Origin of the sequence: Salinihabitans flavidus (assembly GCF_900110425.1) — a bacterium.
GTDB classification, from domain to species: Bacteria; Pseudomonadota; Alphaproteobacteria; order Rhodobacterales; family Rhodobacteraceae; genus Salinihabitans; species Salinihabitans flavidus.
This window is the reverse complement of record NZ_FODS01000011.1, coordinates 39,656-60,066: the sequence shown is the minus strand read 5'-3', so window position 1 is coordinate 60,066 and position 20,411 is coordinate 39,656. Positions and strand designations below refer to the sequence as shown.

Sequence of the window (20,411 nt, the reverse complement as noted above, 5' to 3'; positions counted from 1 at the left end):
GATGAAACGACTTGGAAAACCGCTGATCTTTCGCGCCGTGATCGTTGCGGCCGCCTGTCTTGCACCGCCTGCGCTGTTTGGTCAGACGATGGAGACGCTGGCCACCGAAGCCTATGAGCTTGTGCCGCAAGAGGCCCCCCTGCCGCTTGGGCAGCTTGTGGATACGGATGCACCCCTGCCCGATCTTGCGGAGCTGGACTTTGACGCGCCCGTTGCGGAGACGGAGCCGGGAATCGCACCAGAGCTTTGGGTCGAGGCGGGGCTGCCGGATGCCGTGCCACTGGACGCCGAGGCGGTGCGCGAGGGTGGGGCCGGTTCGGGCATGGAGCCGGTAGAGACGCCCGCGACATGGGCCCGGCACGATTTCGAGGGCACGGAGTTTGCCGTGCCCGGCGACTGGGCCGTGATGGAAGAGGACGATCTGGAACTGGTCGTCTTTTCCGGCGATACCTCGCCGCCGACCGGCCACATCCTGATGATCAGCATCAGCGATAGCGATGGCGACAGCATCGACGAGGTGATCGCCAGCGCCGAGGATGATGGCGGTGTCGTGGGCGACCGGGGCGAGATCGCCCTGCCCGGTGGGGAAGTGTTCGAGTGGGCCGATCTGGAGATGAAACTGGGCGGTGTGGCAATGGATGTCCGCATGTATGTGTCGCGGTCCATGTTCACGGAGGATCGCGCGCCGTTCCTGCTTTCGGTGGGGACAGTCGGCGCGGCGGAGCCGTTCGATCCGGCGGTGCGCGATGCCTTTCTGTCCAGCTTTCGCTTCGCGCCGCAAAGCCCCCTGCCCGAAGAGGTGCCCGAACAGGAGAGCGCAGGCACAGGTCAGATTTCGGTGCTGAGCGGGCGTTTGACGTTCACGCCCCCGTCCGGGTGGATGGTGATCGAATACCCCGACGAGGCGGCGCTCACCGCGCCCGACAGCAGCGGGTCGGTGCGCTTCCTGCGGGGCGTTGAGCTTCGGCAACGGCTCGCCCGGTTGCCGGATGGAACGAGGCATGAGGAGGACACGCTGGCTGGGTATCCGGTGCGATCCTATGAGACAACCGAGGGCACGCTGAGCGTCTGGACACATTGCCCGCGCCCCGATGAGCCGCTGGCGGTTCTGGTGGCGGGCGATGCGGGGTTCTTCGGGCCGGCGGCACATGACGCGCTGTTCGGCGGTCTGGCGATCGAGGGCATGGAAGGGGCGCCGGAGTGTGCCTTTGCGGCAGCCGCCCTCGGCGGAGAGCGCGATGAAGCGGCCGATGCCGCCGATACCGCGGGTGGCGAACCCGACAGGTTCGAAGAGATCGGCGGCGGCTATACCACCTATCGCAACGCGCGCTATGGCACAGAGGTCTCCTATCCCGGCACCTATTTCGTCGCGCAGGCGGCCCCGGGAAGCGGTGACGGACGGCGGTTCGAAGCGGTGGACGGTCAGGCGCATTTCATCGTCTTCACCCAATACGATGCGCTTGATCGGGGTCTTTCGGGGATGCTGGCGGACATCCGCGCGGAGATGGATGAGGTGCAGGAGGAAACCTCCGGCCCCGGGGTTTTCGAGATCACCGGGACCGAAGGACAGACAAGACGGTTTTTCAAGGTGATTCGGAATGCGGACGGGCTGACGCGACGACTTGAAATCACCTATCCGGTCGCGCGGGAGGCCGAATTTCGGGCTGTCGTCTCCTACATGGCACGGAGTTTCGGCCCGCCGCCGGAGTTGAGTGTTTCGGTGCCGCAGCCGCCCGCTCCTGTTTCGGTTCCGCAGCCGCCTGACGCAGGGGATGAGCCCGCGCCGGTGGCACCGCCGCAAGGCGAGCGTGTCACCGAGTTCTCGAATGGTCGGGCGAATGGCTGGTCGGGGCTGCTCAGCACGGTGGAACCGAAGATGACCGGCGGACCGGAGGGGCGCGGCTATCTTGAGAGTGTGTCACCCGGTGACGGCCATGACGGGTATTATGTCGCGCCGCCGGAATTTCACGGTGACTGGCGCGATCTCGATACCATCGAGGTGCAGATTCGCGGCGCCAGCGGAGACTACTATGGCGCTTTGGGCCGCAAGGGGGTCGATATTGTCATCGAAAGCGACCGGGGCTGGGCGAGCACGGGATTCGACCGGGAGGTTGCCCCCTTCTGGGCGACTCAGCGGGTTCGGCTTGACGATCCGGGCCGGTGGACGCTGACGCGGGGCGCGAGCCGCCTTGAGGACGTTCTGGCGAACGTGACAGGATTCAGGATCAGGGCGGAGTATATTCTGGGCGACACGTCGGGCGGGCTTGCGCGTGTGGTGGTTGTCGTGGCCGGCCCGGATGACGGCCAGAGCGCCGATCCCGCCATGCCGCGGGGCGGGCCGGACGCCGTTACGCTTGGCAATATCTTTACACCAGAGCGGGGCACCGCGACGCGGGGGGAGCTGATGGATGCCGCCCGCGTGCCGATCCAGGGCGAAATCGGGGTGCCGATCCTCTTCGTTGTCGATGTTCTCAATACCGATGGCCACTGGGCTTACTTGCAGGCGAGGCCAGTCAATCGCGACGGCACGCCCGTCAACTGGGACCGCACCCGATTTGCGCGCGAAATGGCGGGCGGGTTCATGAGCGACGTGGTGATGGTGCTTTTTCGCAAGGAGTTCGGGAACTGGGGCGTGATCGACTATGTGCTGGGGCCGACCGATGTGGCCTGGTATGAATGGGTTGAGCGGTATGGCTTTCCCGAATGGTTCTTCATGAAGTGACGCTGCGCCGGGCGCGCCCGTTCGGTCCGCTCAACCGGCGTTCTGGCGATCCAGCTGTGCGCGCAGTTCCTCGGCCTCGCTCCGGGCGTCGCGCAGCCCCTCCATCGCGGCGGATAGCTCTGCCTCGGTCTGGCTGAGCTGGTTGGTCAGTTCCGCCTCGCGCTGTTGCAGATAGGTGATGGCCTGATCGCGGGTCTCCTCGGCCTCGTGCAGTTCCTGGCTCATGCGTTCAAGCTGATCCACGTCCGATTGCGCGACGCGGGTGAAGCGGTGAATCAGCCAGTTGGCGAACCAGCCCATGCAGAACGCCACGAAGAGAATGATCGCGGTGGCGATGATAAACTCAGTTCTGGTCATCCGCGGTCGTCCCCTGATCGCTGTCGCCATCGGAGCCGCTGTCCGGTTCCGATCCGCCGCCTTCTTCAACCGTTTCGGCGTCTTGTGCAACCTCTGAACTGTTCGCGTCGCTGTCAGTTTGTTCGGAACTGACGTCATCGGTATCAGATTGCGATGGGTCTGTTTCGTCTCCGTCGGAAGGGCCGCCCTCCCCGGTCTCGCCACCGTCCTGCGTTTCCGCCTCCTCGGCGCTTTCGGGTTTGATCAGAACGAAGGCGATGCGCCGGTTGTCCTCGCGGCCCTCTTCGGTGTCATTGTCGGCAATGGGCATGGTTTCGCCGTAGCCTTTGGCTGTGAAACTGCCGGTGAGAATGCGCCTGTCCCGAAGCGCGCTCAACACCGACTGGGCGCGCGACTGGCTGAGCGCCATGTTCATTTCCTCGCGGCCCTGGCTGTCGGTATGGCCCTGAATTTCAAGCCGGATCTCGCCGCATTCGCGCAGGATATCGGCGATCTGATCGAGAGTCTTGCCCGCCGCACGGTCGATAGTGCCCGAGCCCGGCTCGAAGGTGATCTGCCGTTCGGCCAACACGGCGTCGATCCGGGCTTCGCACTCCTCGGGTGTCGGAAGCTTGGCGATCGGGTCGAGCGCCTCTTCATAGGTCACGTCGAGCCTGTAGCGCGCGCCTTCTCCGAGTTGTTCGGACAATAGCCGGGAGATGTCCGATTTGGCCTCGGAATCGCCGGTGCGCCCGGTGAGCGCGAGACTGTCCGGTGTCATGCGCAGCGCCCCGTTATGCAGCCGTGAGAGCGCGTCGAGCCCGGCCAGAACCCGCACTTCCCAGCCCCTCGGAAGCGTTTCGTCCTGACGGGTGGCCAAGTGAACATTGGCGGCGCCAAATCGGGCGTGGGCATAGCTTTCGGTGGTCCGGCGGCTGATGTCGCCGCGCAGGCGTCCACGAAGCTGCACCATGCCCTCGGGGCTGAGCGTGGCGATGAACTCGGAGGTGCCGGTGGTTTCCACCTCGGGTTCCGGCAGGACGGCATGCAGGGCGAATAGATCGGGCAGGGCAGAGTCGAGCTTCCCGGTCACCCGGTCGAAGCGTTCCTGCGGGGTGCTTTCGGCGGCGACGAGAGAGATGTCGGCATCCGAGAACGTCACCGAGCCTTCGCCGATCTCTGCCAGCGCGAGGAGCGCCTGTTCAGCGGCCTCGGCCCAATGGGGCGAAGGCACGCCGAGCCCTATGGTGCAGTCCGCCCCGTTCGAGAGCCCGGCCTTGCGCGCGGCGTCGAGGATGCGGCTGCGCGCCTCTTCGGTGTCGGCAGAGCAGGCATCGAACCGCGCCTGCCCCTCGCTTTCGATCACGAAACGCAACGCAAAGGGCGTGATCACCGGACGCGGGGCCGAGATCGAGAGCGCGAGACGAAGGCCGGAGGGCGCGCTTGCATTGAGGCTGCGCTCCAGCCTGCGGCGGTCTTCCTGGCTGTCGCTCATGGCAGTGATGACCACGCGGCCCGGCCGGATCGAGATCTTGGCGCGAGGCAGTTCTTCCATCGCCTCCATCGCGTAGCTCAGGGCCATGTCCCAGCCTTCGGGCACATCGTATTGCGCGGTTTCGAGGAAATCGGACACGCGACCGTCGCCGGACAGCCGGTGCATACGGCGCAGTATGGCGTTGCGGTCGGAGCTTTCGGGCATCAACCCGATGAGCGACACCCCGGCGTCGTTGCGCAGGATCTCAATGGAATAATCCGGCGCGGCGAGGGCCTTGGGCGCCTCGACCTGGATGTCGTCGATCACGCGGGCGGCGTCGACAACGCCGCCGGCGGTTGAAATCGCCTTGAACCGCGTGGCCTCTGACGGGGCGGTGCCCGCGATGAAGACCTGCAATCCTTCGGCGTGGACCTCTGCCCAGTCCAGTCCCTCGCGGTCGAGCGCCTGCTTGACCTCTGCCCGAGAGCTGTCCTCGATCACCGTGGCCGAGATGCTGGCGGCCACGAGGCTGAATATGGCAGCCAGCGCAAAGGTTGCGATCACTATCGCGAGGGAGGACAGGCGCATGTTCACATCTTCATGTTGTCAGAGCTTGGCACTGATACGACGCGGGCGCAGGGGTTTCAATCACACCAGCAAGGCGGTGGCGAAAAACAGCAGAGCGATCAGGCCGGCATCGCGGTTGGAGCGGAACAGCCGCAGCAGAATCGGGTGGTCGTCCATGTCGAAGCGGGTGAGCTGCCAGACCATGTGCCAGCCCATCGCCATCGGCCCCGCCAGTGCGACCACCAGCGAAAGGGGGCTGCGCCCGAGTGCCGCGCCGATCACCGCCAGCCCCATGAGCGCAACCGTTCCGACCAGAAACCGGCGCAGCCAGCGCGGGCTTTCGCCGCCAAAGAGACGCGCGGTGGATTTCACCCCGATGAGCGCGTCATCCTCCGCGTCCTGATGGGCGTAGATCGTGTCGTAGAACAGGGTCCAGCAGATGCCCGCCACGTAGAGCACCAGTGCCGGCCATTCGAGGCGCCCGGAATGCGCCGTCCACGCCAGAAGGGCGCCCCAGTTGAAGGCCAGCCCGAGAAAGATCTGCGGCCACCATGTGAACCGCTTGGCAAAGGGATAGATCGCCACCGGGCCGAGCGAGAGCAGACCGAGAACGATCGCCGCGGGGTGAAAGGTCAGCAGGATGGCAAAGGCGATCCCCGCCTGAGCGGCCATCCACAGCGCCGCCCCGCGCACCGTGACCTGCCCCGAGGGGATCGGTCGCGACCGGGTGCGCGCCACGGAGCCGTCGATGTCGCGGTCAGTGATGTCGTTCCAAGTGCAGCCCGCTCCGCGCATAAGCGCCGCGCCGATGCCGCAGCCCGCGAAGATCCACAGATCGTGCCAGCCCGCGCGCCCGTCATGCAGCATCGACAGCAACAGCCCCCACCAGCAGGGCAGCAGCAGAAGCCATGTCCCGATGGGGCGGTCGGCGCGGCTCAGCCTGAGGAAGGGACGCAGGGCGGCGGGCGCGCGTCTGTCCACCCAGTTGTCGCGCACGGCATCGGCAACCTGTCCATCAGGCTCTGGCGTTGAGGGCGTCCCGGCCATATGTAGTCCCCATGAAAAACGCGAAAATCAGGCTGTATGTAGAGCACCCGCTGGGGCAAGGGCAAACGGTTCCTCTGAACCGCGATCAGGCGCATTACCTTTTCGGGGTGATGCGGCTGGGCGTCGGGGCGCCGGTGCTGCTGTTCAACGGGCGCGATGGCGAATGGCGCGCCGACGTCACGCAGACGGGAAAGCGTGGCGGTGAGCTGACCTGTGCAGAGCAGACAGCCCCTCTGCGGATGCCGCCCGATCTGTGGCTGCTGTTCGCGCCGATCAAGAAGGCGCGGACCGATTTCATCGTCGAGAAGGCCGCCGAAATGGGGGCGGCGCGGATCTGTCCTGTGCAGACCGATTTCACCAACGCCGAGCGGGTGCGGCGGGACCGGCTTCAGGCCCATGCCGTCGAGGCGGCAGAGCAATGCGGCGGCACCTACGTGCCAGCGGTCGACGATCTGCGAAAGCTCGACCGGATGCTGGCGGACTGGCCCGGGGACCGGCAACTGATGTTCTGCGACGAGGCGGAGGCGGGTTCGGTCCAGGCTCCGGGCGCGGCGCGGGGCGGCAAATGGGCGATCCTGATCGGGCCGGAGGGCGGGTTTTCCGAGGGTGAGCGCGCGCGGCTCCGGGCGCTGCCGTTCGCCCATGTGGTCAGCCTTGGCCCGCGCATCCTTCGGGCCGACACGGCGGCGGTGGCGGCGATGACGCTCTGGCAGCAGGCGATGGGAGACTGGACATGAGTTTCCTGCGTCCGGAGGCGCGCGCGACGATCCTGCGCTGGCGCGAGGTGCTGATCGGACTTGGCGTTCTGGCGCTTGGCCTGTGGTGGGCGTCGGGCGGCGGTATCCTGCGGTGGGTGGGAATCGCGGTGGCGATCGGCGGCGCGCTTCTGATCCACACCGGCGTGCAGCGGGCGCGGTTCCGGCGCGGTCAGGACGGCCCCGGCCTTGTGCGCGTGGTGGAGGGGCAGGTGAGCTATTTCGGGCCGATCTCGGGCGGGATCGTCTCGGTGGAGGGGATCGAGCGGCTGGTGCTCGACCCATCCGGAAAGCCCGCGCATTGGGTGCTGGAGCGCCGGGACGAGCCGCCGATCCACATTCCGGTGACCGCCGACGGGGCAGAAGCGCTTTTCGATGTGTTCAGCACGCTGCCCGGTTTGCGTACCGGACAGATGGTCGATGCGCTCGATACGCGCGGGTCCATCCCCGTTGTGGTCTGGGAGCGCAAGCCCTCGCGGCCACCGAACCTGCGGTTGCAGTAGCCCATCACGTTCGCGTCAGGGGACCGTTGCCTTTGCATTGACACCCCCGGCAAATCGACGCAGGTGTGTCAGTCACGAAACAACGGTAAGCGGAGCCCTCTCATGTCCATTCCCCAAACCGGCGGCGGGCCGATCGAACGGCATGAGCAATTGGCCGAATATCTGGCCAGCGGGTGCAAGCCCAAGGCCGATTGGCGGATCGGGACCGAGCATGAGAAGTTCGGCTATTGCAAGGATACGCTGCGGCCCATCCCCTATGAGGGCGAGCGGTCCGTTCTGGCGGTTCTGGAAGGGCTGCGCGACCGGCATGGCTGGGCCCCGGTGCTGGAAGCCGGCAAGCTGATCGGGCTGGAAAAGGACGATGCCAACGTCAGCCTGGAGCCGGGCGGGCAGCTTGAACTGTCCGGCGCGCCGCTGGAGACGATCCACGAAACCTGCGACGAGGTGAACGCCCATCTGGCAGAGGTCAAGGACGTCGCGGACGCGGTCGGCGTGGGATTCATCGGGCTGGGCGCCGCGCCGATCTGGCGGCATGAGGACATGCCGATGATGCCCAAGGGGCGTTACAAGCTCATGACCGACTACATGGACCGGGTGGGCACCATGGGCAAATCCATGATGTACCGCACCTGCACGGTGCAGGTGAATCTTGATTTCGCGTCCGAGGCGGACATGGTGCAGAAGATGCGCGTGGGGCTGGCGTTGCAGCCGGTGGCGACCGCGCTTTTCGCCAATTCGCCCTTCTTCGAGGGCAAGCCCAACGGCCACAAATCCTGGCGCTCGCGCATCTGGCGTGATCTGGACGCGGACCGGACGGGCATGCTTCCCTTCGTTTTCGAGGACGGTTTCGGGTTCGAACGCTGGGCGGACTATGCCCTTGATGTGCCAATGTATTTTGTCTACCGCGACGGGCAGTATATCGATGCGCTTGGCCAGTCGTTCCGAGATTTCATGCGCGGGGAGCTGCCCGCGCTGCCCGGCGAGATGCCGACGCTGAGCGACTGGGCCGATCACCTGACCACGATCTTTCCCGAGGTGCGGATCAAGAAGTTCATGGAGATGCGCGGTGCCGATGGCGGGCCGTGGCGGCGGCTCTGCGCGTTGCCGGCGCTCTGGGTCGGACTGCTCTATGATCAGGCGTCACTGGACGCGGCCTGGGATCTGGTGAAGGGATGGGATTCGGCAACCCGCGAGGGGCTTCGGGTGGCGGCCGCCGAGGATGGCTTGCAGGCCGAGGTGAACGGCATCCGCATGCACGATCTGGCGCGCGAGGTTCTGGCCATTTCGGAGGCGGGGCTGACCGCGCGGGGGCGGTCCGGGTCGGGCGGCATGCTGCCCGACGAGACGCATTTCCTCAACGCGCTAAAGGACAGCGTGGAAAGCGGCAAGACGCCCGCCGACGAGTTGATGGAGCGCTATCGCGGCGACTGGAACGGCGATCTGAGCCGGATTTACGCGGATTATTCCTACTGACATCCTCCTGCCACGGCGGATTTGGCCGAATCGGGGTTAACGCCCTGATTTCGCTCAAAAACGCATGTCGGTAAAACGTCGGTATTGCGTCGGTATTGCGTCGGTGCCGTTCATCCGCGCATCCGTGATTAACGGGGCGTTCGGTGGGAAGGTGTCAAGATCGGGTTAATACTCTGGGGGCCGCCCTGCGACCTATCCTCTTGAGCCGATCCGGGGCTCGGTGCCTTCGCGCAGCCGGGCGATATTCTCGCGGTGGCGGCTGAAGACCAGCGCCGTGAGCACAAGCCCGAGCACCAGCATCGCGCCATCGGTCAGCAGCAGCACCCAGAGCGTGACGCTGGCCGCCGCCGCCAGCGCGGCGAGCGAGGAGATACGCCCCAGCGCCGCCACCACCGCCCATGTCAGGCAACACGCCAGCCCCACCGGCCATGACAGCGCAAGGATCAGCCCGAGAAAGGTCGCCACCCCCTTGCCGCCGCGAAACTCGAGCCAGACCGGAAAGCAATGCCCGGTCAGGGCCATGAGCCCCGCGATCTGGGCTGCGTCCTCGCCAATCACCGCGCGCGCGGTCAGCACCGCGATGGCGCCCTTGCCCGCATCCAGCAGCAGCGTGGCCAGCGCGGCGGGCTTGTTGCCGGTGCGCAGAACGTTGGTCGCGCCGATATTACCCGAGCCGATTTCGCGCAGATCGCCCAGCCCCAGCATCCGGGTGATCACCAGTCCAAACGGGATTGACCCGAAGAGATAGCCCAGAACCGCCCAGAGAATGAGCGTGGGTATGGATTGATCGAAAGGCGGCATCAGGACCTCTGGTAGACGGGGGCGCCGGAGACATAGGTGGCGATAACCTTACCCTGCATCCTCTGGCCGTCAAACGGGGTGTTCTTCGATTTGGACAGCAATGTCCAGCGGTCGAGGATGAAGGGCGCGTCCGGATCGAATAGCACCAGATCGGCGGGCGCGCCGGGGGCGAGGCGCCCGGCCTCCAGCCCCAGCCGCCGCGCCGGGTTGAGTGACATGGCGCGGAACAGCTCCACCAGCGTCAGATGCCCGGCATGATAGAGACGCAGCGCCGCGGGCAGCAGGGTTTCCAGCGCCACCGCCCCGGCGGCGGCCTCTTCGAAGGGCAGGCGCTTGGATTCCTCGTCCTGCGGCGTGTGCATCGAGGAGATCACGTCGATCAGCCCGGTTCGCACCGCCTCGACCACGGCGGTGCGGTCATCCTCGGCGCGCAGGGGGGGCTTGACCTTGAAGAAGGTGCGGTAGTCGGACACGTCCATCTCGTTGAGCGTGAGATGGTGAATCGAGGTGCCGGCCGTCACGTCGAAGCCGTTGGCTTTCGCCCGCTCCAGCGCCGGAAGGGCGCGGGCGGTGGTGATCTGGTCGGCGTGATAGGCTGCGCTCGTCATCTCGATCAGCGCGATGTCGCGATCAAGGCCCATGCGCTCGGCCATCGGAGAGACGGCGGGCAGGCCGCGCAGGGTGGCGAATTTGCCCGAGGTGGCGGCGGCCCCGCGCGACAGTCCCGGCTCCTGCGGATGCGAGAGCACCAGCGCGCCGAGGGCGGCGGCATAGGTGAGCGCGCGCGACAACACGCGGGTGTCGGTCACGACGCGGTCGCAGTCGGTGAAGGCCACCGCGCCGGCATCCATGAGAAAGCCGATCTCGGTCATCTCGCGGCCCTCGCGCCCCTTGGTGAGCGCGGCCATCGGCAGCACATGCACGGGCGCGGCCTCATTGGCGCGGCGGGTCACGAACTCGAGCGTTTCGGGGCTGTCGATGGCGGGGGTGGTGTCGGGGCGGGTGATCATCGTGGTGATCCCGCCCGCCGCCGCCGCGAGACCGGCGGAGCGGTAGCTTTCCTTGTGCCGCTCTCCCGGCTCGCAGACCTTCACGCCGAGATCGACGATTCCCGGCGCGAGGCAGTGGCCGCCGCAGTCCACCAGCGTGGCGCCCTCGGGCGCGGGAATGGTGCCTTCGCGCGCGGCGATGCGTCCCGCGTCATCGACCAGAAGGCAGCCCGGGGCGTCGTGGCCGGTTTCGGGATCGATCAGCCGGGCATTGGTGAAAAGCGTGGTCATGCGGGGCACCTGTCGGGGTTGGGGCGGGCCGGGGGACGGAGGCGCGCGCGTCTCATGGGCGGCCCCCCGATTGCGCGCGGCGGATCGCGGCGATGGTGGCGGCGGTGTCGGGCTGATACTTGATCAGGTGCTTGTCGCCGGAAAGGGTGACGATCTGCACCACCGGGCCCAGAATGTTGAGCGCCTTGATCTCGCCCAGCCGGACGCTGCGGCCCTGCGGCCCGAGGAGCCGGGCGGAGGTGAGGTGCCAGTGGGCCGCCATCTCTTCGGAGCGCATGTAGGCGGCGCGCAGACCCACGGCGGCCAGCCCGCCCACAGCCCCCGTCCAGGCGTGCGGATTGCCGAGCGCCCAGAGGACCGCCATGCCGCCGGCCATCGCGGCGGCGGCCATCCAGGCGTTGCCGCGCAGGTAGGCGCCGGGATCGGGGGCGAAGGTGGCGAGGTGTTCCTCCCCCTCGGTCAGATCGGGAAGCGGTGTCGGGTCGGTCATGACAGCCCCCACAGGAGCAAAAGACCAAGGACGAGCGCAGCGAGCGGCAACGCGAGAAGCGCCCAGAGAAGCATCCGGTGGGGGTTGACCGGGGGCGGGGCGTCGGGTTGCGGCGCGGTCGGCGTGTCGCGCGCGCCTTTCGCGGGCAGCGGGGCGTAATGCACGGGCGGGCCGCCGACATCATAATAGCCCAGCGGGGTGAGCGCGCGGGCCGGGCGCAGCGTGGCGGGTTTGCCGCCGAACGCGCCGGAGTGCAGGATCAGCACCGGGCCTGTGTGTGCGTCGAGACGGGCGCGATCGGGGGCGATCCCCTCTTCGGACACGCCCGCGCCTTCGGTGAGATAGGCCGGCAGGCCCAGACCTTCGAGATCGGCGGTGTCGAAAAGCTCTATATGGTCGGGATCGAGCCAGTCGAGGCTGAGCATCTCCGCCACGGCGGCGGCGGTGGGGGGCTGATCGGGTTCGGGGTCTTTCAGCCGGGCATACTCCGCCTCCGGCAGGTCGAGGGCGAAGACGCGCAGGCGGCCGTGGTCGGCCTCGGGCACGGTCAGGATGTCTTGGCCCTCGGTCATCCGGCCACCCAGACCATGACGGCCACCAGCGCGAAGAGCACGAGCAGCGCCGCGAGGGCGACCATGCCGCTGGCGCGGGGATCCCTGGGATCTTCGGACATGCTCAGACCTCCACCGATTCTGGCTGCGCGGCGCGCAGGTTGCGGGCCAGAAGCTCCATCGCGGCCATGCGCACGGCGACGCCCATTTCCACCTGTTCCTGGATCACCGAGCGGTTGATGTCGTCGGCGATCTCTCCGTCGATCTCCACCCCGCGGTTCATCGGGCCGGGGTGCATCACGATGGCGTCGGGCTTGGCCAGCGCGAGTTTCTCGGCGTCGAGGCCGTAGCGGTGGTAATATTCTCGCTCGCTGGGGATGAAGCCGCCGTCCATCCGCTCTCGCTGAAGGCGCAGCATCATCACCACGTCCACGCCCTCCAGCCCTTCGCGCATGTCGTCGAAGACCTCTACCCCGAACTCCGCGAACTGCGCGGGCACGAGGGTCGGCGGGCCGATCAGGCGGACGCGGTTTTCCATCTTGCCCAGAAGCATGAGGTTGGAGCGCGCCACGCGGCTATGGGCCACGTCGCCGCAGATCGCGATACTGAGCCGGTGCAGCCGCCCCTTGGAGCGCCGGATCGTCAGCGCGTCGAGAAGCGCCTGCGTGGGGTGTTCGTGCCGCCCGTCGCCGGCGTTCAGCACCGCGCAGTTCACCTTCTGCGCCAGAAGATCCACCGCGCCGGAATGGGGGTGGCGCACCACCAGAAGATCGGGGTGCATGGCGTTGAGGGTCATCGCCGTGTCGATGAGCGTTTCGCCCTTCTTGATGGAACTGGCCTGCATCGCCATGTTCATCACGTCCGCGCCGAGCCGCTTGCCCGCCAGTTCGAAACTGGCCTGTGTGCGGGTGGAATTCTCGAAGAACATGTTGATCTGCGTCAGCCCCGCCAGCGTGTCGGAATGCTTGTGCGGGCGACGGTTGAGATCGACGTATTGTTCCGCCAGATCGAGGATCTCGGTAATGTCGCCTGGCGCGAGATGCTCAATACCCAGAAGATGCTTGTGGCGGAACGTCATGGCCCTGCTCCTTGCGCCGGTTGCCGGGGTTATAGGAAGGCGCGCGGCGCGGGGCAAGGCGGGGATGCGCGGCGGGCGGGCTTGTGCCGGTCGGGTGCGCGGGCCCCGCACCGCGCAATCGGCGGGCGCGGCGTCATGGTGTCTTTCGCAGGGGCGCGCGGCGCGGTAGCCTGCGGCCATGGAATCGCAGATCGACTTTCACACCGCGCGGGCGCTGCTGGAATGGCAGGTGGAGCTTGGCGCGACAGAGGCCATCGGGGACGGGCCGGTCAACTGCTATGAATTGCCGCGCGAGGCGGCCCGGCCCGCCGCCGGGGGCGCAGCAGGCCCGGCGCAGGCCGGGCAGGCGCAGGGCGGCACACAGACCCCGTCCCCGTCGATTGCCGCCGGCCCGGACCCCGCAGAGACGGCGCGCGAGGCGGCGGATGCGGCCGGAACGCTTGAGGATCTCAAGGCCGCGCTGGATCGATTCGATCTGTGCGATCTGAAACGCGGGGCGCGGCAAACGGTCTTTGCCGATGGCAACCCGGCGGGGCGGGTGATGATCATCGGCGAGGCGCCGGGCCGCGAGGAGGATCGCGCGGGCAAGCCCTTCGTGGGCCGGGCCGGGCAGCTTCTCGACCGGATGCTGGAGGCGGTCGGGCTGGGCCGCGCCCTGCCGGAGGCGGAGCGCGCCGTCTATATCACCAATATCCTGCCGTGGCGCCCGCCGCAGAACCGCGAGCCGACCGCCGAGGAGATCGGCATGCTGATGCCCTTCCTGCGGCGGCATGTGGAACTGGCGGCGCCGGAGGTGCTTGTCCTGATGGGCAACACCGCCTGTCACGGGGTGCTGGGTCGGCGCGGGATCACGCGGCTGCGCGGGCAGTGGGCCGAGGCATTGGGCCGTCCGGCGCTGCCGATGTTTCACCCCGCCTATCTTTTGCGGAACCCGCATGCCAAGCGCGAGGTCTGGGCCGATCTGCTGGCATTGCAAGCGAAACTGAGGGAAAGCTCATGAAAATACTGGCGTTTTCCGACCTGCACCTGTCCCACCGCGCAGCGGCCGAACTGGTGGAGGCGAGCGGCGAGGCCGACCTTGTGATCGGCGCGGGGGATTTCTGCACCGGCCGCGAGGGGTTGACTGAGGCGCTGGAGATGCTGGCGGGGATCACGGCGCCAATGGTGGTGGTGCCGGGCAACAACGAAAGCGCCGGAGAGTTGCGCGAGGCGGTGCGTGAGGGCATCACCGTGCTGCATGGCCAGGGGGTCGAAATCGCGGGGCTGACACTTTACGGCGTGGGAGGCGGGGTGCCGGTCACGCCCTTCGGGGACTGGTCATGGGATCTGACCGAAGTGGAGGCCGAGGCGCTACTGGAGCCCTGCGCGCAGGCCGATATTCTGGTGCTGCATTCGCCGCCCAAGGGGGTCGCGGACAGCACGTCATCGGGGCAGTCGGTCGGTTCCACCGCGATCCGCGACGCCATCGCCCGGATCCAGCCGCGTCTTGCGGTCTGCGGGCATATTCACGACGCCTGGGGGCAGGAGGGGACGATCGGGAACGCGCGCGTGGTCAACCTCGGCCCCCGGCCCAACTGGTTCGAGTTGGCCGGGCAGGAGTGAGGGCGCATGGGACGGATTGACGAAAGCAAGACCTTCATCCCGGTGCGAATCGCGGTGCTGACGGTGTCGGACACGCGCGACTTGGATCAGGACAGGTCGGGCGACGTGCTGGCGGAGCGGATCGAGGCGGCGGGGCATGCGATCGCCGACCGAAAGATCCTGCGCGACGAGCGGTCGGAGATTGCCGCGCAACTGCGCGACTGGTGCGCCGATCCGGAGGTCGATGTGGTCATCTCCACCGGGGGAACCGGGTTGACCGGGCGCGATGTGACGGTGGAGGCGCACCGCGATGTCTATGAAAAGGAGATCGACGCCTTCGGCACGGTGTTCACGATGATTTCCTATGAGAAAATCGGCACCAGTGCGGTGCAGAGCCGGGCCACGGGCGGGGTGGCGATGGGCACTTATCTGTTCGCGCTGCCGGGCAGCCCCGGCGCCTGCAAGGACGCATGGGACGGGATCTTGAAGTATCAGTTCGATTACCGCCACGCGCCCTGCAATTTCGTGGAGATCATGCCGCGGCTCAACGAGCATCTGCGGCGCACCAAGGGGTGAGCCTTGCGTGACCGGAAGGAGCGCGCGGGGCGCGCGCCGGCTCTCTCGTCGGCGGCCTGCGGCCTTCTCCTCGGGCGCGGCGGGTGGCAGGGCTGCGCGTCATCGCGGGGCGTTTCACTTTCCGGTGAGCGCGGCGACGGAATGCGGGCCATTGGCCGTATAATGATGACTTGCTTTGGCTTTCGCGGTGCGGGGCACAGGGCAAGTCGTGCGGCTGTCGCGTGGATCAGGGGACCGGAAGATGCGCTTTCTCAGACATGGCCTGACGGGGCTTTTCCTGCTGTCGGTGACGGTTGGCCTGCTGCTGTTCGCGGCGCAGATGATCCGGGGCGCGATCGAGGATCGGATGTCGCAGGAGGCGCGGGTGCCGCAAGTGCGCGAGCGGGTCTTTGCGGTCAATGTGACCGAGGCAGTGCCGCGCACCGAGGTGCCGGAGCTTGTGGCCTTTGGCGAGGTGCGAAGCCGTCGCAATCTTGAGGTGCGCACCGCCGTGGGCGGGACGGTGGTTCATCTTTCGCCGCGGTTCGAGGACGGCGGGCAGGTGCGTGCGGGTGAGCGTCTGGTGGAGATCGATCCGGCGGATGCGAAATCGGCGGTCGCGCAGGCGCGCGCCGATGTGGCCGACGCCGAGGCTGAGGCGCGCGATGCGGAGCGCGCGCTGGCGCTGGCGCGCGACGAGCTGGCCGCGGCGCGTGAGCAGGCGGAGTTGCGCGAGCGGGCCCTGACGCGCCAGCGGGAGCTGGAAGCGCGCGGGGTGGGCACGGCGGCAGCGGTGGAGACCGCAGAACTTGCCGCATCGGCAGCGCGGCAGGCGGTGCTTGCGCGGCGGCAGGCGGTGGCGCAGGCCGAAACACGGCTGGACCAGAGCAAAACCCGGATCATGCGCGCCGGGATCGTGCTGGACGAGGCCGAGCGGCGGCTGGCCGATACGCGCATCGAGGCCGATTTCGACGGGACGCTATCGGAGGTGTCCATCGTTGCCGGGCGGCGGGTGTCGGCCAATGAGAAGCTGGCGGTCCTGATCGATCCGGAGGCGCTCGAGGTGGCGTTCCGCGTGTCCACGCCGCAGTATGCGCGGTTGCTGGATGATGCGGGCGGGCTGCGTTCCGCAGAGGTGACCGTGACTCTTGAGGCCATGAGTGTGGGTCTGACGGCGACCGGCACGCTCAGCCGCGACAGCGCGGCGGTGGGAGAGGGGCAGATTGGCCGGCAGCTTTTCGCGCAACTGGAGGGCGCGCGCGGTTTCAAGCCCGGCGATTTCGTGACCGTGCGGGTGCGCGAGGCGCCGCTGGAGCGGGTTGTGCGTCTTCCGGCCACGGCGGTCGATGCGGCGGACCGGGTGCTTGTGCTGGGCGGCGACGACAGGCTTGAGGCGCTGGCGGTGACGGTTCTGCGGCGGCAGGGCGACGACGTGCTGGTGCGCGGTGACGGGCTGGCCGGACGCGAGGTGGTCACGCAGCGCACGCCGCTTCTCGGCCCCGGTATCCTTGTGCGACCGCTGCGGCGCGAGGGCGAAGCCGCGCAGGTGCCGGAGGTGCCGGATATGCTCGACCTCAGCGAGGATAGACGGGCGCGGCTCATGGCCTATGTGGAGGGCAACGCCCGGTTGCCCGACGCGGTGAAGGAGCGGCTTTTGTCCGAACTGTCGCAACCACGCGTGCCGGCCCGGACGGTGAGCCGGATCGAAGCCCGGATGGGGGGCTGAGCCGGTGGGGCGCGGTCTCCTGAGCTATTTCACCCGCCACGCCACGGCGGCGAACCTTCTTCTGGTGGTTCTGATCGTGGCCGGGCTGGCGGCGGGGCCGCGGATGCGGGCGCAGTTCTTTCCCGATGTGATCATCGACAACGTGAGCGTTTCGGTCCTGTGGGAGGGCGCGGGGGCCGAGGATGTGGACACGGCCATCGTGCAGGTGCTGGAGCCGGTGCTTCTTGCCGTCGAGGGGGTCGAAAGCTCTGACAGCCGGTCCACCGAGGGGCGTGCCTCTGTCGTGATAGACTTCGAGCCGGGCTGGGACATGGCGCGGGCCGCCGCGGACGTGCAATCGGCCATCGATACGGTGACGACGCTGCCCGAAGAGGCGGAAGAGCCGGTCGTGCGGCGTGGGGCGTGGCGCGACCGGGTGACCGATGTGGTGATCACCGGGCCGGTGGGGACAGAGCAGCTTGGCGGGTTTGCCGATGAATTCGTTGCGCGGCTGTTCGCGGCAGGAGTGACGCGCACCACCATTCAGGGCGTTGCCGCGCCGCAGACAGTGGTGGAGGTGCCCTCGTCCAGCCTGATCGCGCATGACATCAGCATGGCCGAGATCGCCGGCGCCATCGCGGCGCAGGTCGATACCGACCCGGCCGGGGATGTGACCGGCGCCAACACGCGGGTGCGCACCGGGGTGGAGAAGCGCAGCGCCGATCAGATCGGGGGCATCGCCCTGCGTTCCAACCCCGATGGCAGCACGCTGACCATCGCGGAGATCGCGCGGGTCCGTGTCGAGGGGATCACCCGCGCGCGCAGCTATTTCGTGGGTGAACATCCGGCGATCACGGTGCGCGTGGATCGCAGTGACAAGGGCGATTCCATCGCGATTCAGCGCCGCGTCGAGGACGTGGCGGAGGAGCTTGAGGCGACCTTGCCCGAGGGCGTCTCGGTGGAGCTTATCCGCACGCGGGCGGAGGCGATCACCGGGCGTCTGGATATCCTTGTCGATAACGGGCTGATGGGGCTGGGCCTTGTTCTGGCGCTGTTGTTCCTGTTTCTCAACGCGCGGGTCGCCTTCTTCGTGGCGGCGGGCATTCCTGTGGCGATGTGCGCGGCGATCGCGATGATGTATGCGGCGGGGCTGACGCTCAACATGGTGTCGTTGTTCGGGCTGATCATCACGCTGGGGATCGTGGTGGATGATGCCATCGTGGTGGGCGAGCATGCCGACATGCGCGCGCGGCGGCTTGGCGAAGCGCCGGTGGTGGCCGCCGAGACCGCCGCGCGGCGCATGGCGCTTCCTGTGTTTTCCTCCACCCTGACGACGGTGATCGCCTTTTTCGGATTGATGGCGATTGGCGGGCGGTTCGGGGATATGATCTCTGACATTCCGTTCACGGTGATCGTGGTGCTGCTGGCATCGCTGGTCGAGTGTTTCCTGATCCTGCCCAACCATATGGCCCATGCCCTGACGCACAGCGCGAAGGAACATTGGTACGACTGGCCCTCGCGCACGGTGAACCGTGGGTTCCGCTGGTTGCGCGACGTTCCGTTCCGCCGGTTCAGCGCCTTCGTGATCGCGGCGCGGTATCCGGTGCTGGCGGGGGTGATCGTGATCCTGTCGAGCCAGGTGGCGCTTTTGCTGAACGGGGAGGTGCAATGGCGGTTCTGGAACGCGCCGGAGCAAGCCTCGGTCAGCGGCAATTTCATGATGGCACCGGGAGCCACGCGCGCCGATTCCATGGAGATGATGCGCGAGTTGCAGCGCGCGACGGAGGCGCTTGGTGCGGACTATGAAGAGCGGTACGGGCGCAATCCGCTTGAGTATGTCATCGCGGAGATCGGCGGCAATACCGGGCGCGGGCTGTCCGGAGCGGACACCAAGGATCCCGATCAGCTCGGCGGGATCGCGATCGAGTTGATCGACGCGGACCTGCGGCCCTATTCCAGCTTTGCCTTTGTCGGCGAGTTGCAGGAGCGGGTCGAGCCGCATCCGCTTGTCGAGGAGGTCAGTTTCCGGGGCTGGCGGTCGGGGCCGGGGGGAGATGCGCTTGATGTGCAGTTCTCGGGCGCGGACAGCGAAACGCTCAAGGCGGCCTCCGAGGCGCTGAAGTCCTCATTGGCAGAGTATCCAGAGGTGTCGGCGATGGAGGATACGCTCGCCTATGACAAGGAGGAACTCATCCTCGAGCTGACCCCGCAGGGTCGGGCGCTTGGCTTCACCATCGACGGGCTGGGCCGGGTGCTGCGGCACCGGCTCGGCGGGCTGGAGGCGGCGACCTATCCAGTCGGGCCGCGCAGCGCGCGTATCCGGGTCGAACTTCCCGAAGGCGAGCTGACGGCGGATTTCCTGGAACGCTCCATGATGCGCAGTGGGCAGGGGGTTTATGTGCCGCTTGCCGAGATCGTCAGCGTCGAGCATCGCAGCGGGTTTTCCACCGTGCGCCGCGAGAACGGCATCCGCGTGGTGTCGGTCACGGGCGACATCTCTGGCGACGACGCGGCGCGGGCGGCCGAAATCCAGAGTGCGCTGGCGCAGGACATCCTGCCCGGTATCGCCGCGCGGCTTCAGGTGGACTGGAGGCTCGCCGGGTTGGCGGAGCAGGAGAACGCCTTTCTCAAGGACGCGCGCACCGGGCTGATTCTCGTGCTGACGGGGATATTTCTGGTGCTGGCCTGGGTGTTCTCGAGCTGGACGCGGCCACTGGTCGTGATGGCGATCATTCCGTTCGGGCTGGTGGGGGCGATCTTCGGACACTATCTGCATGGCGTGCCGCTCAGCATGTTCACGGTGGTGGGGCTTCTGGGCATGACCGGGATCATCATCAACGATTCCATCGTGCTCGTGACCACGATCGACGAATACGCGCGCGACCGGGGGTTGATTCGGGCGATCATCGACGGGGCGGCGGACCGGCTTCGGCCGGTGATGCTGACGACGATGACGACGGTGCTCGGGCTTGCGCCGCTTCTGTTCGAACGCTCGCAGCAGGCGCAGTTCCTCAAGCCGACGGTGATCACGCTGGTCTACGGGTTGGGCTTTGGCATGGTGCTGGTGCTGATCGTGGTGCCGGTGCTGATCGCGGTGCAGCGCGATCTGGGCCGGCAGGTGGCCGGGCTGCGGCGCGGGCTGCGCGCGCCGGCGCTGCGCGGCACGGTGCTGGGCGCGGGGGCGATCATCGCGGGCTGGCTGGTGGTGACGATGGGCTGGCAGGTGGCGGCAGGCAGCCTGCATCCGGCGGTGGATGGGGTGCTGCCGGGAACGGCTGCGGGGCCAGTGGGGGCGCTGGCGCTGTTTCTGGCCGGGACGGCGGGGCTTGTGCTGGTCGTCTACGGGATGTCGGCGGCCAGACTGGTGCTTTCCCGGCGGCGGCGCGGCATCGGCGGCGCGCGGTGACTTCCGAAGACAACGCTGCAAGTGTAAAATGCGGGCCGAAAACACCTTCTCCCGGCCCGCGTTTGTAAGGGCGGGAAGGCACCGTTC

General features: G+C 67.4%; 17 protein-coding genes. 9 read left to right on the top strand and 8 right to left on the bottom strand.

Translation table 11 applies throughout. The annotated features are described in order from the left end of the window. Window position 1 precedes the first annotated feature (1 nt). The gene (locus tag BMW66_RS10455) at window positions 2-2,722 is read left to right on the top strand and encodes a hypothetical protein (RefSeq protein WP_093118206.1); all 2,721 of its coding nucleotides are present in this window, start codon (window positions 2-4) and stop codon (window positions 2,720-2,722) included. Between the two features lie 30 nt (window positions 2,723-2,752). On the opposite strand, the gene BMW66_RS10450 is transcribed toward BMW66_RS10455, so the two are convergent. From BMW66_RS10450 to ubiA, 3 genes are read right to left on the bottom strand one after another with little or no spacing between them, the layout of a single operon-like run. Continuing rightward, window positions 2,753-3,079: a hypothetical protein gene (locus tag BMW66_RS10450; RefSeq protein WP_093118204.1), complete on the bottom strand. Its 327-nt coding sequence runs from the start codon at window positions 3,077-3,079 to the stop codon at window positions 2,753-2,755. Then, window positions 3,066-5,120 carry an OmpA family protein gene (locus BMW66_RS10445; protein ID WP_093118201.1) on the bottom strand — a complete coding sequence of 685 codons (2,055 nt, stop codon included), beginning with the start codon at window positions 5,118-5,120 and terminating at the stop codon, window positions 3,066-3,068. The genes BMW66_RS10450 and BMW66_RS10445 overlap by 14 nt, the downstream gene beginning before the upstream one ends. 60 nt (window positions 5,121-5,180) lie before the next feature. Continuing rightward, window positions 5,181-6,146: a 4-hydroxybenzoate octaprenyltransferase gene (gene ubiA / locus BMW66_RS10440; protein ID WP_093118199.1), complete on the bottom strand. Its 966-nt coding sequence runs from the start codon at window positions 6,144-6,146 to the stop codon at window positions 5,181-5,183. Between the two features lie 11 nt (window positions 6,147-6,157). Here ubiA and BMW66_RS10435 point away from each other — a divergent pair, with 11 nt between their 5' ends. The 3 genes from BMW66_RS10435 (at window position 6,158) to BMW66_RS10425 (ending at window position 8,877) form a co-directional block, all read left to right on the top strand. Then, complete coding sequence (locus BMW66_RS10435) at window positions 6,158-6,883, top strand: 16S rRNA (uracil(1498)-N(3))-methyltransferase (RefSeq protein WP_093118197.1); 726 nt, start codon at window positions 6,158-6,160, stop codon at window positions 6,881-6,883. Then, window positions 6,880-7,404: a hypothetical protein gene (locus tag BMW66_RS10430; protein WP_093118195.1), complete on the top strand. Its 525-nt coding sequence runs from the start codon at window positions 6,880-6,882 to the stop codon at window positions 7,402-7,404. The genes BMW66_RS10435 and BMW66_RS10430 overlap by 4 nt, the downstream gene beginning before the upstream one ends. Window positions 7,405-7,506: 102 nt before the next feature. Further along, window positions 7,507-8,877: a glutamate--cysteine ligase gene (locus BMW66_RS10425; protein ID WP_093118193.1), complete on the top strand. Its 1,371-nt coding sequence runs from the start codon at window positions 7,507-7,509 to the stop codon at window positions 8,875-8,877. 192 nt (window positions 8,878-9,069) lie between these two features. Here the strand turns inward: BMW66_RS10425 and plsY are convergent, their stop codons facing one another. From plsY to BMW66_RS10400, 5 genes are all read right to left on the bottom strand, one after another. Next, entirely contained in the window at window positions 9,070-9,678 is a 609-nt protein-coding gene (gene plsY / locus BMW66_RS10420; RefSeq protein ID WP_093118191.1) for a glycerol-3-phosphate 1-O-acyltransferase PlsY, read from the bottom strand. Continuing rightward, on the bottom strand, window positions 9,678-10,958 hold the full coding sequence (gene pyrC, locus BMW66_RS10415) for a dihydroorotase (RefSeq protein WP_093118189.1): 1,281 nt from the start codon (window positions 10,956-10,958) through the stop codon (window positions 9,678-9,680). The genes plsY and pyrC overlap by 1 nt, the downstream gene beginning before the upstream one ends. A gap of 52 nt (window positions 10,959-11,010) precedes the next feature. Then, window positions 11,011-11,448 carry a hypothetical protein gene (locus tag BMW66_RS10410; protein ID WP_093118187.1) on the bottom strand — a complete coding sequence of 146 codons (438 nt, stop codon included), beginning with the start codon at window positions 11,446-11,448 and terminating at the stop codon, window positions 11,011-11,013. Continuing rightward, window positions 11,445-12,020, bottom strand: coding sequence for a hypothetical protein (locus BMW66_RS10405; protein WP_093118185.1), 576 nt, complete (start codon window positions 12,018-12,020; stop codon window positions 11,445-11,447). The genes BMW66_RS10410 and BMW66_RS10405 overlap by 4 nt, the downstream gene beginning before the upstream one ends. Before the next feature lie 103 nt (window positions 12,021-12,123). After that, window positions 12,124-13,077, bottom strand: coding sequence for an aspartate carbamoyltransferase catalytic subunit (locus BMW66_RS10400; protein WP_093118183.1), 954 nt, complete (start codon window positions 13,075-13,077; stop codon window positions 12,124-12,126). A 178-nt stretch (window positions 13,078-13,255) separates the two neighbouring features. On the opposite strand from BMW66_RS10400, the gene BMW66_RS10395 reads away from it, so the two are divergent. From BMW66_RS10395 to BMW66_RS10375, 5 genes are all read left to right on the top strand, one after another. Continuing rightward, complete coding sequence (locus BMW66_RS10395; RefSeq protein WP_093118181.1) at window positions 13,256-14,077, top strand: uracil-DNA glycosylase; 822 nt, start codon at window positions 13,256-13,258, stop codon at window positions 14,075-14,077. Beyond that, window positions 14,074-14,679 carry a metallophosphoesterase family protein gene (locus BMW66_RS10390; RefSeq protein WP_093118179.1) on the top strand — a complete coding sequence of 202 codons (606 nt, stop codon included), beginning with the start codon at window positions 14,074-14,076 and terminating at the stop codon, window positions 14,677-14,679. The genes BMW66_RS10395 and BMW66_RS10390 overlap by 4 nt, the downstream gene beginning before the upstream one ends. Before the next feature lie 6 nt (window positions 14,680-14,685). After that, window positions 14,686-15,234 carry a molybdenum cofactor biosynthesis protein B gene (gene moaB / locus BMW66_RS10385; RefSeq protein ID WP_093118177.1) on the top strand — a complete coding sequence of 183 codons (549 nt, stop codon included), beginning with the start codon at window positions 14,686-14,688 and terminating at the stop codon, window positions 15,232-15,234. A 241-nt stretch (window positions 15,235-15,475) separates the two neighbouring features. Further along, on the top strand, window positions 15,476-16,939 hold the full coding sequence (locus BMW66_RS10380) for an efflux RND transporter periplasmic adaptor subunit (RefSeq protein ID WP_093118175.1): 1,464 nt from the start codon (window positions 15,476-15,478) through the stop codon (window positions 16,937-16,939). Between the two features lie 4 nt (window positions 16,940-16,943). After that, window positions 16,944-20,324 (top strand): efflux RND transporter permease subunit, encoded by a 3,381-nt coding sequence (locus BMW66_RS10375; RefSeq protein WP_093118173.1) that lies wholly within the window; start codon window positions 16,944-16,946, stop codon window positions 20,322-20,324. Window positions 20,325-20,411 lie beyond the last annotated feature (87 nt).